Consider the following 15,262-nt stretch of genomic DNA (forward strand, 5'->3'; position numbering starts at 1 on the left):
TTGGTCTCTCCTGTCGGGCGAGCTTCATCAGGGCGGTCTTCATCGTGGCGATCGTCATCAGGCGACCCTCGTCGGAGGATCGTCATCGACGACCTTCAAGCGATGCGGTACTGCTCGTCGCGGGCGTCGGTCAGGAACATCTGGCCCGGCGCGTGGGTGAGGGCGAACGGCGGGCGCGACGCCATCACGGCTGCCTGCGGGGTCACCCCGCAGGCCCAGAAGACCGGGATGTCCTCCGGCTCGACGTCCACCGGATCGCCGAAGTCGGGGCGGCCGAGGTCGGCGATGCCCAGCGCCGAGGGATCGCCGCAGTGCACCGGGCTGCCGTGCACCGCCGGGAGCAGGCTGGTCTCCCGCAGCGCCGCCGCCAGGTGCTCCGGCGGCACCGGGCGCATGGACACGACCATCGGGCCGCGCAGCCGCCCCGCCGGACGGCACTGCCGGCTGGTCACGTACATCGGGACGTTGCGGCCCTGCTCGACGTGGCGGATCGGGACGCCCGCCGCGGCCAACGCCCACTCGAAGGTGAAGCTGCAGCCGATCAGGAACGACACCAGGTCGTCCCGCCAGTGTGCGCGCACGTCCGTCGGCTCGTCCACCAACTCGCCGTCCCGCCACACCCGGTAGCGCGGCAGATCGGTGCGCAGGTCGGCGCCTTCGGCGAGGACGGTCGTCCAGGAACCGGCGTCCGTGACGTCGAGGACCGGGCAGGGCTTGGGGTTGCGCTGGCAGAACAGCAGCATGTCGTAGGCCCAGTCGGCGGGCACCGAGATCAGGTTGACCTGGGTGTGCCCCGCCGCGACCCCGGCCGTGGGGCCCGTGAGGCCCTCCCGGAAGCGGGCGCGGGCCGTTTCCGGGCTCCACGCGTGCGCGTGCTCGTCGACGACGGTGAGCGGGCGGTCCTCCGTACGGTTCACACCAGCTCCTTCCCGCGCGTCTCCGGCAGCCCGAGCAGGGCCAGCGCCGCGATGCCGTAGCCGATCGCGCCGAAGACCAGCGCGCCGCCCACACCCCAGCTGTCCGCCAGGAAGCCGACCGTGGTGGGGAAGACCGCGCCCACCGCGCGGCCGGTGTTGTACGTGAAGCCCTGTCCCGTGCCGCGCACCGCCGTCGGGTACAGCTCGCTCAGATACGAGCCGAAGCCGCTGAAGATCGCCGACATGCAGAACCCGAGCGGGAAGCCGAGCACCAGGAGCAGGGTGTTGGCGCCGCTCGGGATGTTCGCGTACGCCAGGATGCAGACCGCCGACAGCAGGGCGAACAGCCAGATGTTGCGCCGGCGGCCCAGCCGGTCGGTCAGGTAGCCGCCGGTAAGATAGCCGATGAAGGCGCCGGAGATCAGGAACGTCAGGTAGCCGCCGGTGCCGACGACCGACAGCTCGCGCTCGGTCTTCAGGTAGGTCGGCACCCAGGTGGCGAGGGTGTAGTAGCCGCCCTGGACGCCGGTGGAGAGCAGCCCCGCGAAGATCGTCGTACGCAGCAGGCCGGGCTTGAAGATCGCCGCGAACGAGCCTTTCTGCGGGCTCTGTTCACGCACGGCCACCGCCTCGGGGGCGTCGTGCACCCGGCGCCGCATCCAGATGACGAGCAGCGCGGGCAGCGCGCCGGTCCAGAACATCACGCGCCAGGCGAGGTCGTCGTCGACGAGCGAGAAGACCAGGGTGTACATGATCGCGGCCAGGGCCCAGCCGACGGCCCACGAGCTCTGGATCGCGCCGAGGGTGCGGCCCCGGTGCCTGGCGCTCGCGTACTCGGCGACGAGGATCGCGCCGACCGCCCACTCACCGCCGAAACCGAGGCCCTGGAGAGCGCGGAAGACCAGCAGCGTCTCGTAGTTGGGCGCGAAGCCGCAGGCGACCGTGAACACCGCGTAGGTGATCACGGTGATCATCAGTGCCTTGACCCGGCCGATCCGGTCGGCCAGCACTCCCGCGAGGGCGCCGCCGACCGCGGAGACCACGAGCGTGACAGTGGTGAACAGGCCGGTCTGGCCGCTGTCCAGGCCGAAGTACGCGGCCAGCGCGACCATGCTCAGCGGCAGCGTGAAGTAGTCGTACGAGTCCAGGGCATAGCCGCCGAAAGCGCCCGCGAAGGCACGGCGGCCGCGCGGACCCAGGGCACGCAGCCAGCCCAACGCCCCGTCGTCGGCGGTGTGTTCGGTCGTGACGGGGCGTTCGTCGGTGCTGGGGGCCTGCGGCGGAGGGGTTGTGCTCATGGGCACCTCGCAGAGAGGGGACGGAGGGTGCTTGAGAGTGAGCCGTACCGGTTCGAAGCACCGTAGAGGATTGTTCAACGATCCCTCAATACCCATGTTGGTTCGTTCTTGTGATCTGCGATTGAATTCCGGCATGGACGAGCAGCTGACCTCCCTGTCCGAGGACCGCGCCCTGCTGGGCCGCACGAGCACGGCGGAGCGGGTCTCGGACATCCTCAGGAGCCGTATCGCCGAAGGGTTCTTCCCACCCGGCACCCGGCTGGCGGAGGACAGCATCGGCGGCGCGCTCGGCGTCTCCCGCAACACGCTGCGCGAGGCGTTCCGGCTGCTCACCCATGAACGCCTCCTCGTGCACGAGCTGAACCGGGGGGTGTTCGTCCGGGTCCTGACCGTGGAGGACGTCGAGGACATCTACCGGACGCGCGGGCTCGTCGAGTGTGCCGTCGTGCGCGGGCTCGGCGAGTCGCCCTACGACCTCGACGCACTCGCCGGGGCGGTCGAGGAGGGGCAGCGGGCGGCGCGCGAAGGTGACTGGAAAGGTGTGGGTACCGCCAACATCCACTTCCACCGGGAACTGGTCTCCCTCGCCGGGAGCGCCCGCACGGACGAACTCATGCGCAGCGTCTTCGCGGAGCTGCGCCTGGCCTTCCACGTGGTGGACGATCCACGCCGGCTGCACGAGCCGTACCTCGCGCGCAACCGGGAGATCCACCAGGCCCTGGCGGCGGGCGACAAGGGCGAGGCCGAGAAGCTGCTCGCGGTCTATCTCGACGACTCGCTGGAGCGCGTCGTCGAGGTGTACCGGCGGCGGGTGAGCGCCCCGTAGGGCACGACCTGCGGTTCCGGGTCCCGAGGGCACGACCTGCGGTTCCGGCTCCCGGCGGAACGCGTTCGTTTGGGTCGATGTCAGACCTAGGACCTAGTCTGTGCACCGTGACTTCGCCTGCACCGACGGACCGTGTTCCGCCCCAGCTCAGCGCGGGGCCGCGCCCCGCTCCGGGCCCGGCCGCCGACGAGGGACTGGCGCGGCGGCTGCGCGCGCTCGCCTGCACCGCGCCGCTGCACGACCTCGACGCGCGCAAGGCCAACCTCGCGGGCGAGTACTCGGTCTACGGCATGGCGGAGGTGGCCCTCGCCGCCATCGACCTGGTCACGCTCAACATGGACTTCGACACGGGCGCCGACCACGACCAGATCGTCGCCCGGCTCATCCCGCGCATCGCCGCCCAGGCCCCGCGGCGTCCCGTCGCCGAGCACGAGCGGGTGGCCCGCTGGGTCCTGGAGAACCTGATCAACGTCGGCAGTGTGGACCGCGGCTTCCGTGCGGTGTACGGCACGTTCGCGCCGGACGGCAGCTATGTCCGCCGCGACTACGACTTCAAGCTGATCGAGGAGGTGCCCGGTCCGGGCGGCACGGTGTATCTCCGTACCACCGACGAGGCGGTCAACGTCCTCGTCGGCGCCCTCGACACCGACGTCACCAGCGCGCAGATCGCCGCCGAGGTCAAGCTGGAGGTCCTGATCAACCGCGGCCGCCTGGCCGACGCGCAGCTGGCCGCCGAGCAGGCGCGGTACCGGACCGTGCAGTACTCGGAGACGCTCCGCAGGGCCTTGGAGGCGACCCGGCGCAACGTCCGGGCGGTGGACTGGCTGAACGCCGTCCCGGACATGATCGCCGAGGCGCTCGACCACGTCGCCGACCGGTAGCGCCACGAGAACGCGATCCTCACCAACATCCGCAAGGCGCGGGACGAGACGGAGGACCCCGAGCACAAGCGGCGGGCCGCCGAGCTGGTCGACATCGTGAAGGACTGCATCCGGCGTCATACGCAGCTGCAGTCGCGGTTGCTGGAGGCCGGACCCCTCTTCCGCGCCGAGCAGGACCGACAGGCCTTCGCGACGCCGATGACGACGTCGGGGACAGACCTGTACGGGCATCTGGTCGCGCCCATTCTGCCCTTGCCGCTGGAGCAGGCCGTCCGGGTCACCGACGCCTTCTTCGCGCGCGGGACCGGCCTGCGGACGCCGGTGTCGGTGCGGGTGGGTGACCTGGTCGACATATTGCTGACGCCGCCCGTGGAGCGGGAGCACCTGGGCGCGGAGATGCCCGAGCCCGACCTCATCGCGACGCCGGACGACAGCCGGTTCAGCGAGGAGCAGCTGGCCGCCGCCATGGAGCTGCTGGATCTGCCGGCGGACGCGCCGCGGCGGCTGTCGGGACTGCTGGCCCAGGCGCGGCTGCGGGACCGTGAACTCCCCTACCTCGTGGCCCTGTTGGCAGTCCATGCCGCCAGCCCGCCGGTGGGCACCGCGTATCGGCAGGGCGAGGAGAAGCTGCTGTTCGCCGTGGACGACGGGACGGAGCTGGACGATCCCGAGTTCGGTGGCGCCGACCTGATCGTGGGCACGGCGCTGCTGGACTCGGCGGGGATGGCCGCGGACAGGACGGAAGCAGCATGAGTGAGCCACAGCGCAGCAAGGAGCCCAGGCCGTGAGCGAGCACGTCGAGTGGAGTGACGCGGAGGCGCCCCCCGCCCCGTCGGCGACCGCCGCCGTCACCCCCGCCGACGCCGCCGACGCGGCGCGGCTCGTCGCCTTCGGGTTGCAGCCGAAACTGCAGCCCGCGCGTGATCAGGAGTACGCCGAACTGCTGCGGCGCTACCGCGAGGACCCGCCGTTCGCGCGGCTCGCGGACGCCGTGGCCACCGGGCTCGGGCTGATCGTGCTGGAGGTGTCGCCGCGGGCGGGGATGGCGGTGACCGCCGCCGAGGACTCGGTGTTCGCCGTGCGCATGGGGGACTACGCGCGTCGGACGTCCGCCGACGGAGGGGACCGGTTCCTGCACGGGCTGGCGCATCTCGCCGTGGCCGCCATGGCGTTCCCCCGGCCCGAGGACCTCGCCGACGACGGATACATCGGGCGGGTCACGGTCAACGGCGTCGACGCCTTCGTACGGCAGGCCTGCCGACGGCTGGAGGAGCGCGCGGAGGAGCAGGGGGAGAACACCGACCCCGCCACGGACGCGCCCGGGCTCGAGGCCGCCTGGCGGATCTGGGTCAGACGCAGCGCCACCGGTGCCACCAAGGACGCACGTCGGCTCGCGGGTTCCACGACCGGCATCGTCGGCAAGGCCGTGGCCTTCCTCACCGACTCCGGGTTCCTGCAGCGCACGGGCGACGACCACGGCGGCACCTACCGCACGACCGCCCGCTACCAACTCCAGGTGCGCGACATGGCGGGCAGCGCCGCCATGGCCGAGCTGCTGGAGCTGGGCGTGGTTCCGGTGACCGACGGCACGCCGACGCTGCTGCCCCCCGAGGACTCGGACGACCTGGAGCTGGTGGCCGACGCCGGGCTGCCGTTCCACTCCGCCTGAAGCTTCCCGAAACCCCGCCTGAAGCCCACCCCGAACTTCCCTGATCTGCCGAAGACTTACGAGAGTCCGCCATGTACGAGCTGTCCCGGGTCCGCCTCTACTCCATCGGACCGGCCGGTGCGCGCTACGCCGACACCGTGCTTGACCTGCGTGGTGTGGGCGAGCCCGTGCCCGACCCCGCGCCCACGCAGGCGGAGTTCTTCGAGGAGGAGCCCGTCGGGCCGCCGCGCCGGCCCGCGCCCGCCGGGGTGCTCTTCCTGGAGAACGGCGGCGGAAAGTCCGTACTGCTCAAGCTGATCTTCTCCGTGATGCTGCCCGGCCACCGCAACACCCTCGGCGGCGCCAGCTCCGGTGTGCTGCGGAAGTTCCTGCTCGCCGACGACTGCGGGCATGTCGCGCTGGAGTGGCAGCACACGCTGACCGGCGAGTGCGTCGTGGTCGGCAAGGTCAGCGAGTGGCGCGGGCGCCAGGTCTCCAACGATCCGCGGAAGTTCGCCGAGGCGTGGTACTCATTCCGGCCGGGTCCCGGGCTCAGCCTGGACAACCTGCCCGTCGCCGAGTCCACCGCCGTACGGCCGCCCGTGGAGGGCCAGTCGGGGGCGCAGGGACGCCGCCGCACCATGAAGGGCTTCCGGGACGCCATCACCGAGGCGGGCAAGGCGTATCCGCATCTGGAGGTGCACTGGGAGGAGATCCACGACCGGTGGATCGAGCACCTCGGCGACCTCGGCCTCGACCCCGAACTCTTCCGCTACCAGCGGGAGATGAACGCCGACGAGGGCGAGGCCGCCGGCCTCTTCGCCGTCAAGAAGGACTCCGACTTCACCGACCTGCTGCTGCGGGCCGTGACGGACACACGCGACACCGACGGCCTCGCCGACCTGGTCAGCGGCTTCGGCAACAAGCTGGGCCGACGCGCCGAGCTGATCGCCGAACGGGACTTCACCGCCGGGTCGGTCGACCTGCTCGGACGGATCGTCGAGGCCACCGAGGCACGCTCACGCGCGCGTGACATCCACGCCGGTGCCGAGCGGCGCACCCGGACCCTCGCCCGGCGGCTCTCCTCGCGCGGTGCCCAGGAGCGCGTGCGCGCCGCCGACCTCGCCCAGCGGGTCACCGCCGCCGCGTACGCCGTCACCCACGCGGAGTCGGCGCGGGAGCGCAGCGCGCTCATCGCGGCCGAACTCGCCTACCGGCACGCCTCGCTGGCGCTCGCCGCGGCCGAGAAGTCGGCGGCCGCGCAGAAGCGTGAACTCGCCGACGCGCGCACCCTGCACTCCGCCTGGCAGGCCGCCGAGGCCGTACTGCGGCACCGCGCAGCCGCCGACCGCGTCGCGCGCGTGGCCGCCGCCATCCAGGAGGCCGAGCGGGACGCCGCCCCCGCGCTGGCCGCCCGCGCCAGGGCCGCCGTCGATCTCGTACGGGCCCTGCACGCGGCCGCGGAGAGCGCCGAGACCCTCGCCAACGAGGGGGAGGAGCGGTCCGCCGCGCTCCAGGAGGTCGGCGAGTCCGCTTACCGGGACTCCACCGCCGCCGCCACCGAGGCGCAGCGCGCCCGCAGCGAGGCCGGGCACCTCAGGCAGCGGCTGTCCGAGGTCGAGCAGGAGACCGCCGAAGCCGTGCGCGCGGGGTGGCTCGACGACAGCGCGCCCGACGCCGACCCGGCCCGCGCGGCCCTCGCCGCGAGCGACGCCGAGAAGACGGCCGTCGCCGCCTGGGACACCGCCCGCGAGGCATCCAGGCGTGCCTCGGAGCACGCGCGCGAGGCGGCCTCGGCCGAGTCCCGCGCTGAGCTGACGGCGGCCCGCGCGGCGGACGCCGCCACGGCGGCCGAGCGGTCGTACGAGGCTGAGCGCCGCCTGGCCGAGGGCTTGGCGGCGGAGGAGCGGCTCGCTGAACTGCTCGGCCTGGCCGGCGAGTCCGGCGCGAAGCGCGGGACCGTGCCCGCTCCCCGGTCGGGGAGCGACGGTGCCAAGGGCGACATGACCGCCCGTGACGGTGTGGAGGCGGCTGCCGCGAGCGCCCTCGCCGAAGGCGTCCTCACCCCTGAGGAGCTGGACCGCTTCGCCGACGAGCTGCGCGAGCTGCTCGACGACGCCGTCTCCGGCGCCGAGCGGCAGCTTTTCGACCTCCGTACGGCCGCCGCCGACGACTCCCGGATCCTCGGCGCGCTCGGTGACGGCGGCCTGCTGCCGCCCGGCCCCGACGTGCTGGCCACCGTGGAGTTCCTCGGCGAGCAGGGCATCCCCGCGCTGCCGGGCTGGCGCTACCTCGCCCAGGCCGTCGACCCCGCCGACCACGCGCGCGTGCTCGCTGCCCGGCCCGAGCTGGTCGACGGCGTCATCATCACCGACCCGGACACGCACGCGCGTGCCCGCGAGGTGCTCAACGACGCGGCCCTGCTGCCCCGCTCGGCCGTCGCGGTGGGTACGGCAGCCGCCCTGCTCGCCCCGACCCCGGCGCCCGACGCGCAGAGCGGTGACGTCTTCCTCGTACCGCCGAACCCCGCCATGCACGACGAGCACGCCGCCGACGAGGAGCGGCAGGCCCTGCGCGCCCGGGCGACCGAGCGGGACGAGGAGATCCGCACGCTCGCCGCACGGCTCGGCAAGGACCGGGAGCTGGCCGCGCGGCTCGCCTCGTGGCGGACCGGCTGCCCGGCCGGGCGGCTGGTCGAGCTGGCGCAGGCCGCCCGCGACGCGCGCGTGTTCGCCGAGGAGTCCGAGGCCGAGCTGGCCGAGGCGCGGACCGTGCGGGCCGAGGCCGACGAAGCCGCCGCTGAGGCCGCCCGGGTCCGCGACGAGCGACAGGAGGCCGCGCAGAAGGCCCGACGCGCCGCCGATGCCCTGGCCGGGCTGGCCTTCCGGCTGCGCGAGCGGGCCGGCTGGCAGGTCAAGCTGCGCGAACTCGCCGACGAGGCGGCCGAGTCCGAGGCTCGCGCCCAGTCATGCCTGGAGCGTGCCCGCGCCGCCGACGAGGACCGCCGGGCCGCGCAGCGCGCCGCCGACGACGCCCGCCGCACCGCCCGCGCCCTGCGCGCCGAGCGCTCGGAGATCGCGGGCGCCCCCGACGACGTACCGGACGCCGACGCCGACGCCCCGAGGGCCTCCCTGCCCGCCCTGCGCGAGGCGTACCGGGCCGCCTCACAGGTGTACGAGAAGGTCGGCGTCGGCGCCGACCTGCGCGCCGAGCAGGCCCGCGCGGAGAGCGACGAGAGCGCGGCACGCGCGGAACTGGACCGGCTGAGCAACAAGGTCCGTACCCGGGCCGAACAGCTCCTTCAGTCGCCGGACGGCTCCGACGGGCCCTCCCGGCAGGCTGCCGCGGCGCGCGCGGAGGAGCTGGTCCAGCTTCTGGAGACCCGTATGTCCAGCGCGAGCGAGCAGCTCGGACGGCTGCGCGGCGAGGCCGAGCGGCACGCCCCCGAGGACGGCGAGACGCATACCGAGCTGGCGGAGGAACTCCAGCCGCGCGACGCCGAGCACGCGCAGGCCCTGCTGCGCACGGCGACCGCCGAACTCGCCTCCCGCACCGAGGCGTTGGGGCATGCCCGTGAGGCCCACGCCGAGCTCCTCGAAGCACACCGCGCCGCCGAGGACGCGGCGGGTGGCTTCGACGAGATCGCCGCGATGCTGCGCGACCTGCTGCGCGAACACGCCCCGGAGGAGGAGCGGGAGGAACCGGAGCCGTACCCCGGCAGCCTGGAGGAGGCCCGGCAGTCCGCCGCCGAGGCCCGCCGGTCGCTGCGCGGCTGCGCCGCCGACCTGTCCGCCGCCGAGGCCGCCGTGCGCGAGGCGAGCGACGTGCTCGTACGGCACGCCAACTCCACGCGCTACGAGCAGGTCCGCACCCCCGCTCGCCAGCAGATCCGTGAACTGCCCGCCTCCGCGCTGCCCGAGCACGCCCAGAAGTGGGCGGACGCCTTCGCGCCCCGACTCCGCGTGCTCACCGACGAACTGGCCCAACTGGAGCGCAACCGCGACTCGATCGTGGACCGGCTCCGAGGGCTGGTCGAGTCGGCGCTGGCGACCCTTCGGTCCGCCCAGCGGCTGTCACGGCTGCCCGAGGGGCTCGGCGAGTGGTCAGGGCAGGAGTTCCTCCGCATCCGCTTCGAGGAGCCCGACCAGGCCACCCTGACCGAACGGCTGGGTGAGGTCATCGACGAGGCCACGAGGGCGGCGGTGAAGAAGAACTCCGACATGCGGCGGGACGGTATGTCCCTGCTGCTTCGGGGAGTTGCCGCGGCGCTTCAACCGAAGGGCGTGGCCGTCGAGATCCTCAAGCCGGATGCCGTCCTGCGCGCCGAGCGAGTGCCCGTCGGGCAGATGGGCGACGTGTTCTCCGGTGGCCAGTTGCTCACGGCCGCCATCGCGCTGTACTGCACGATGGCCGCGCTGCGGTCGAACGACCGGGGCCGGGACAAGCACCGGCACGCCGGCACGCTGTTCCTGGACAATCCGATCGGGCGTGCCAACGCGACCTATCTGCTGGAACTCCAGCGTGCCGTGTCGGACGCGCTGGGTGTTCAGCTCCTCTACACCACCGGCCTGTTCGACACGACCGCGCTGGCGGAGTTCCCGCTGGTCATCCGGCTGCGCAACGACGCGGACCTCCGCGCCGGGCTGAAGTACATCAGCGTCGAGGAACACCTCCGTCCGGGACTGCCTCAGCAGGCGCCGGCCGGGGAGGCGGTGCACAGCGAGATCACGGCGACCCGGATGTTCAAGCGTCCGGCACCCGCGAGCTCCTCCTAGGAGCGCGGCACGACGCAGCGCACCGTCAGCTGAGTCCAGAGGACCTGCGACGGACTCCGGCGACCCCTCTCGTTCCTGACGCACCACCGGGTACAGAGAAATTCGGTGATGAACTCCCTTTCCAGCCGCGGGAGGGCACCACCCTGCGGATCCGCGCCTGCCTCCAGGACGCCTCCAGCGGCACGCCGTGCAGCTGCGGCGGCTGGGAGTACGCCAAGACCTGCGAAGAACCCGACTCCCTCAGGGGTGCGACAACTGCCCCGTCCCGCCCTGTCGCCGTATGCGCTCCTGAGCCCGCTCCGCGGCCCGCGCCTGCCGTCGTGCCCTGCGCCGCTCGCGCCGCAGGGACCGGGCGGTGCTGCTCGGTGCCGACACCACGCCGTTGCGCTGGTTCCACACCTGGCGTGTCACCCAGACGTCGAGCGCTGCCCATGTCGCCACCACGGTGCTCGCCACGCTGCTGAGGACCATCGGGAACCCGAGCCATGATCCGGCCAGCGTGCACAGGAACGCCACCATCGCCTGTATCAGCGTCACTGCGATGATCAGCACCGCCCGCACCGCGGCGGTGCGCACCGGATCGGGCATCCGGCGTCGCCCTGCGGGCTCCTCGATCCACAACGGCCGGTAGCGCGGCTGCTCTTGAGCCGTGGCATGCCCTGCGGACCGGGTCCCGTCCCCGTGTGCCGGAATGTCGCGATCCAGTGCCTCGGGGCGCGGGCGCGTCATCAGGTGCGCCACATCGCCCTCTGCGGGCGCCACGCGCCGCTCCACCGTGCCCATCACCGTGTCACTCCCCACCGCCTGCAGACCGCTCGCCCGCATCCGAAGACTCAGCTCCCCAGCGGTTGCCCGGCTTGCGCTGTTTTACGCCGCCCAGGGACGGGATGCGGCTCCTGTGGCCCAATCCGCCCCGATTTCCTGTAGAGAAGGACGATCGACGCGCCCTGAAGATTCCCAAGGAAGATAAATTTCCAGCCAACTGGCCGGGAAGACCGGCCGAATCCGTTCCACGAGGCGTCGCCGGATCCCGGGAGGCAATCTCCCGCAATGCCCGGACAACTCCGCCTGTCTCGTCACCGGTGCGGAAGTTCAGATTCCGGATGGCCCTTCGAGTTACTTGTGCGTCGGTAGTAGGCTCGCGCCCAATTGTTGACGCACAGGTGTGCCCCCTGACCGCTGGGGGTTTGAGCTGGGGGAGGCCATGCACTTTCGCGGGAAGTCGATCCGCCGGAAGATGGTGGCGCTGCTTCTCGTGCCGCTGGTGTCCCTGACCGCCATCTGGGGTTTCGCCACGGTACTCACAGGGCGAGGTGTGGCTCAGCTGTTCACGGTGTCGTCGCTCGTCGAGAAGGTCGGCTACTCCACCGAGGACGCCGTCCGCGTCCTGCAGCAGGAACGCCGCCAGGCGCTGATCTATCTCGCGGACCGCCGGGCCTCGGACGCGCTGTCCGCACTGCGGGCCACCCGGAACGCCACCGACGCCGCCGTCGCCGAGATCCGCAAGAACGCCAAGGACCCCGACGTCCGCGACGGGATGGACCAGGGCGACAGCGAGCGCCTCACCGCCGTCCTGGACGCCTTCGACGGCATCAGCCCCTTGCGCCGCAGCGTCGAGGACGGAACGGTCACCCGCGCTGAGGCCCTCCACCAGTACAACCTTCTCGTGGACCCCTGCTACGCCCTCCTGGGCTCCCTCGACGGCATCGACAGCGTGGCGATGGACAAGCAGGCCCGCGCCCTTCTCAACGTCACCCACGCCCGAGAACTGCTCTCCCGCGAGGACGCGTTGCTCAGCTCCGCCCTCGTGGTCGGAAAGCTCTCCCGCGAGGAGATACGCGACGTCTCCGATCTCGTCGCCCAGCGCACGCTCATGTACGAGATCAGCTTGACGGACCTGCCCTCGCTGGAGCGTGAACGCTACGAGCGCTTCTGGAAGAACGCCTCCACGGCTCCGCTGCACGCCGCCGAAGACGCCATCATCTCCTCCCAGCCGGGCAGGCCCAGCACGGTCGACGCCAAGAGCTGGGACACGGCCGCCGGAAGCGTCCTCGACGAGCTCAGCAAACTCAACGACGAAGCGGGCGCCCGTTACCAAGAGCGCGTCAGCCCCGTCGCGATGGGCGTCATCCTGAAGGCCGCCATCGCCGGCGTCCTCGGTCTCCTGGCCCTGCTGTTCTCCCTCTTCCTTTCCGTACGCATCGGCCGCGGCCTCATCCGCGATCTGCGACAGCTGCGTCTGGAGGCCCACGAGGCGTCCGGCGTACGGCTGCCCAGCGTGATGCGCCGCCTCTCCGCCGGCGAACAGGTCGACGTGGAGACCGAGGTGCCGCGCCTGGAGTACGACAAGAACGAGATCGGCGAGGTCGGCCAAGCCCTCAACACCCTGCAGCGCGCGGCCGTCGAGGCCGCCGTCAAGCAGGCCGAACTGCGCGCCGGTGTCTCCGAGGTGTTCGTCAACCTCGCTCGCCGCAGCCAGGTCCTCCTCCACAAGCAGCTCACGCTCCTCGACACCATGGAGCGCCGGACCGAGGACACCGACGAACTCGCCGACCTGTTCCGTCTCGACCACCTGACCACCCGCATGCGCCGCCACGCGGAGGGCCTGGTGATCCTCTCCGGCGCCGCCCCGTCCCGGCAGTGGCGCAAACCCGTCCAGCTCATGGACGTGGTGCGCGCCGCGGTCGCCGAGGTCGAGGACTACGAGCGCATCGAGGTACGCCGCCTGCCCCGCGTCGCCGTCACCGGTCCGGCCGTCGCGGACATCACCCACCTGGTGGCCGAACTCCTGGAGAACGCCACGGTGTTCTCCCCGCCGCACACCGCCGTCCAGGTCCTCGGCGAGCGCGTCGCCAACGGTTTCACCCTGGAGATCCACGACCGCGGGCTGGGCATGGCCGCCGACGCCCTGCTGGACGCCAATCTCCGACTCGCCGAGACCCCCGAGTTCGAGCTGTCCGACACCGACCGGCTCGGCCTGTTCGTGGTCAGCCGGCTCGCCCAGCGGCAGAACGTCCGGGTCTCCCTGCAGCCGTCGCCGTACGGCGGCACCACGGCCGTCGTCTTCATCCCCGACGCGCTGCTCACCGACGACGTCCCGGACACCAACGGCATCGGGTTCCGTCTCGACCGGCCCACGCCCTCCAAGGAGGCCGAGCTGGAGGAGGCACGCCGCGCCGCCCTCGCCCAGGTGCCGGCCCGCGCGCCCGGCCTTCCCGCCTCGCTCCTGGACGGCCCGGTCGAGCTGGAGGCCCCTGTCGATCTGGACGCCCTCAGTGACTTCCCGGACGCGCTCGACGAGGAGCACGGCGAAGGCGGCGGTCTCTTCCGCTCGCGTCGCACCCTCGCCCACACCGAGGACGAGGCGACGGGCCCCCTCGGCGCCCACCCGGTCGCCGGTTTCCATGGCGGACCCGACCAGGCCGGCCCGGACGACGCCGTGACCGCCCCGGTCCCGCTGCCGACCCGCCGCAGGACACCCAAGCTGGTCAGCTCCCACGGACGCCCGGTCACCGACCAGCGCTCCCGGCGAGAGGACCGGCTGGAGGCGGGCCCGGAGTCTTCGACCGGCCCGAGCCGGCCCGAGCCGAACGAGCTCGCCCCCCTGCCGACCCGCCGCCGCCGCACCGGCCCGCGCGGCCAGCTGCCCGGCACGCCGGACCGCACAGGTGACCGAGCCGACACCTCGCCCTCCGGCGGGCACGGCCGAGGTGAGCCCGAGGACCCCGCAGCCCTCCCGCGACGCACCAGGCGCCCCGCGATCGCATCCGCCGACCCCGACGACTCCGCCCCGAGCACGGACACCGCGCAGCGGGGAGCCGGCTCCGGCACGGGGCCCCTTCCCCGGCGTGTACGACAGGCCAGCCTGGCTCCGCAGCTCAAGCAGGGACCCGCACGGCGCACCGAGGAGAGGGCGGAACCCGTCGAGCGGGACGCGGACGAGGTACGCAGTCGAATGGCCTCGCTCCAGCGCGGCTGGCAGCGTGGCCGCCAGGAGAACGCCGCGGGCGACGACGCCCACCGCGGCACAGCACCACAAGGAACGACTAAGGGGGACGGTCGATGACCGCACCGAAGACGACCGGCCACACCGCGGCCAACCAGTCCGGCGAGCTCAACTGGCTCCTCGACGACCTGGTGGAGCGCGTCGCCAGCATCCGCAAGGCCCTCGTGCTCTCCGGCGACGGCCTGCCGACGGGGGTCTCCAAGGACCTGACCCGTGAGGACAGCGAGCACCTGGCCGCCGTCGCGTCCGGGTTCCACAGCCTCGCCAAGGGCGTGGGCCGCCACTTCGAGGCGGGCGACGTCCGGCAGACCGTCGTCGAGCTCGATGACGCCTTCCTGTTCGTGACAGCCGCCGGTGACGGCAGCTGCCTCGCGGTGCTCTCGGACGCCGACTCGGACGTCGGTCTGGTCGCGTACGAGATGACGCTCCTCGTCAAGCGGGTCGGCGTGCATCTGGGCGCGGCTCCGCGCACCGATCTGCCCTCGGGCGGGTAGTGGGATGGCATGAGAGCTGAGGGTCAGGGAAGAAGCCACTGGTTCGACGACGAGGCCGGACCGGTCGTCCGCCCGTACGCCATGACGCGTGGCCGCACCACCAGTGCGGCCCAGCACCGCCTCGACCTGATCGCGGTGGTCGTCGCCGAACCGCAGGCGGACGATCCGGAAGCGGACTCGTCGCTGTCCCCGGAGCACGTGGACATCGTCGAACTGTGCCGTGACGCCCCCCAGTCCGTGGCCGAACTCTCCGCCGAGCTCAACCTGCCCATCGGAGTCGTACGGGTCCTCATCGGGGATCTCGTGGACGCGGAATTCGTCCATGTGAACCGGCCCGTACCGCCTGCCGAGCTGGTGGACGAGAGTATTCTGCGCGACGTGATCAACGGCCTGCGGGCGCTGTGAGCGGCGTGGAAG

Annotated in this window: 9 protein-coding genes and 1 pseudogene; 7 read left to right on the plus strand and 3 right to left on the minus strand. The window is 72.4% G+C overall.

Features of this window, described 5'->3' with window-relative positions:
* Positions 1 to 95 precede the first annotated feature (95 nt).
* Both ABZ078_RS25100 and ABZ078_RS25105 read right to left on the minus strand, forming a co-directional pair.
* A complete protein-coding gene (locus tag ABZ078_RS25100) occupies positions 96 to 917 on the minus strand; it encodes a putative hydro-lyase (protein ID WP_356578618.1) in 822 nt (273 codons plus the stop codon).
* Complete coding sequence (locus ABZ078_RS25105; RefSeq protein WP_356578619.1) at positions 914 to 2,215, minus strand: MFS transporter; 1,302 nt, start codon at positions 2,213 to 2,215, stop codon at positions 914 to 916. Before ABZ078_RS25105 ends, ABZ078_RS25100 begins: the two co-directional genes overlap by 4 nt.
* Before the next feature lie 133 nt (positions 2,216 to 2,348).
* On the opposite strand from ABZ078_RS25105, the gene ABZ078_RS25110 reads away from it, so the two are divergent.
* From ABZ078_RS25110 to ABZ078_RS25125, 4 genes and pseudogenes are all read left to right on the plus strand, one after another.
* Complete coding sequence (locus ABZ078_RS25110) at positions 2,349 to 3,041, plus strand: GntR family transcriptional regulator (RefSeq protein WP_356578621.1); 693 nt, start codon at positions 2,349 to 2,351, stop codon at positions 3,039 to 3,041.
* Positions 3,042 to 3,148: 107 nt separating this feature from the next.
* A pseudogene (locus ABZ078_RS25115) lies at positions 3,149 to 4,675 on the plus strand (hypothetical protein).
* A gap of 31 nt (positions 4,676 to 4,706) precedes the next feature.
* Complete coding sequence (locus ABZ078_RS25120) at positions 4,707 to 5,591, plus strand: hypothetical protein (protein ID WP_356578623.1); 885 nt, start codon at positions 4,707 to 4,709, stop codon at positions 5,589 to 5,591.
* A gap of 71 nt (positions 5,592 to 5,662) precedes the next feature.
* A complete protein-coding gene (locus ABZ078_RS25125) occupies positions 5,663 to 10,345 on the plus strand; it encodes a hypothetical protein (RefSeq protein WP_356578625.1) in 4,683 nt (1,560 codons plus the stop codon).
* Between the two features lie 240 nt (positions 10,346 to 10,585).
* Here ABZ078_RS25125 and ABZ078_RS25130 read toward each other — a convergent pair whose 3' ends face one another.
* Entirely contained in the window at positions 10,586 to 11,128 is a 543-nt protein-coding gene (locus tag ABZ078_RS25130; protein WP_356578658.1) for a hypothetical protein, read from the minus strand.
* A 421-nt stretch (positions 11,129 to 11,549) separates the two neighbouring features.
* Here ABZ078_RS25130 and ABZ078_RS25135 point away from each other — a divergent pair, with 421 nt between their 5' ends.
* Genes ABZ078_RS25135 through ABZ078_RS25145 form a run of 3 tightly spaced genes read left to right on the plus strand, consistent with a single transcriptional unit; the run spans position 11,550 to position 15,250 of the window.
* The gene (locus ABZ078_RS25135; protein WP_356578627.1) at positions 11,550 to 14,411 is read left to right on the plus strand and encodes a nitrate- and nitrite sensing domain-containing protein; all 2,862 of its coding nucleotides are present in this window, start codon (positions 11,550 to 11,552) and stop codon (positions 14,409 to 14,411) included.
* Complete coding sequence (locus tag ABZ078_RS25140) at positions 14,408 to 14,845, plus strand: roadblock/LC7 domain-containing protein (protein WP_356578629.1); 438 nt, start codon at positions 14,408 to 14,410, stop codon at positions 14,843 to 14,845. The genes ABZ078_RS25135 and ABZ078_RS25140 overlap by 4 nt, the downstream gene beginning before the upstream one ends.
* Before the next feature lie 9 nt (positions 14,846 to 14,854).
* Entirely contained in the window at positions 14,855 to 15,250 is a 396-nt protein-coding gene (locus tag ABZ078_RS25145; RefSeq protein ID WP_356578631.1) for a DUF742 domain-containing protein, read from the plus strand.
* The last annotated feature ends 12 nt before the right edge of the window (positions 15,251 to 15,262 follow it).

This window comes from Streptomyces sp. NPDC006385, assembly GCF_040612485.1.
Taxonomy (GTDB): domain Bacteria; phylum Actinomycetota; class Actinomycetes; order Streptomycetales; family Streptomycetaceae; genus Streptomyces.

Coding starts and splice junctions, on each gene's coding strand:
- ABZ078_RS25140 (WP_356578629.1), top strand. CDS start 14,408: ATGACCGCACCGAAGACGACCGGCCACACCGCGGCCAACCAGTCCGGC.
- ABZ078_RS25145 (WP_356578631.1), top strand. CDS start 14,855: ATGAGAGCTGAGGGTCAGGGAAGAAGCCACTGGTTCGACGACGAGGCC.
- ABZ078_RS25110 (WP_356578621.1), top strand. CDS start 2,349: ATGGACGAGCAGCTGACCTCCCTGTCCGAGGACCGCGCCCTGCTGGGC.
- ABZ078_RS25105 (WP_356578619.1), bottom strand. CDS start 2,215: ATGAGCACAACCCCTCCGCCGCAGGCCCCCAGCACCGACGAACGCCCC.
- ABZ078_RS25130 (WP_356578658.1), bottom strand. CDS start 11,128: ATGGGCACGGTGGAGCGGCGCGTGGCGCCCGCAGAGGGCGATGTGGCG.
- ABZ078_RS25135 (WP_356578627.1), top strand. CDS start 11,550: ATGCACTTTCGCGGGAAGTCGATCCGCCGGAAGATGGTGGCGCTGCTT.
- ABZ078_RS25125 (WP_356578625.1), top strand. CDS start 5,663: ATGTACGAGCTGTCCCGGGTCCGCCTCTACTCCATCGGACCGGCCGGT.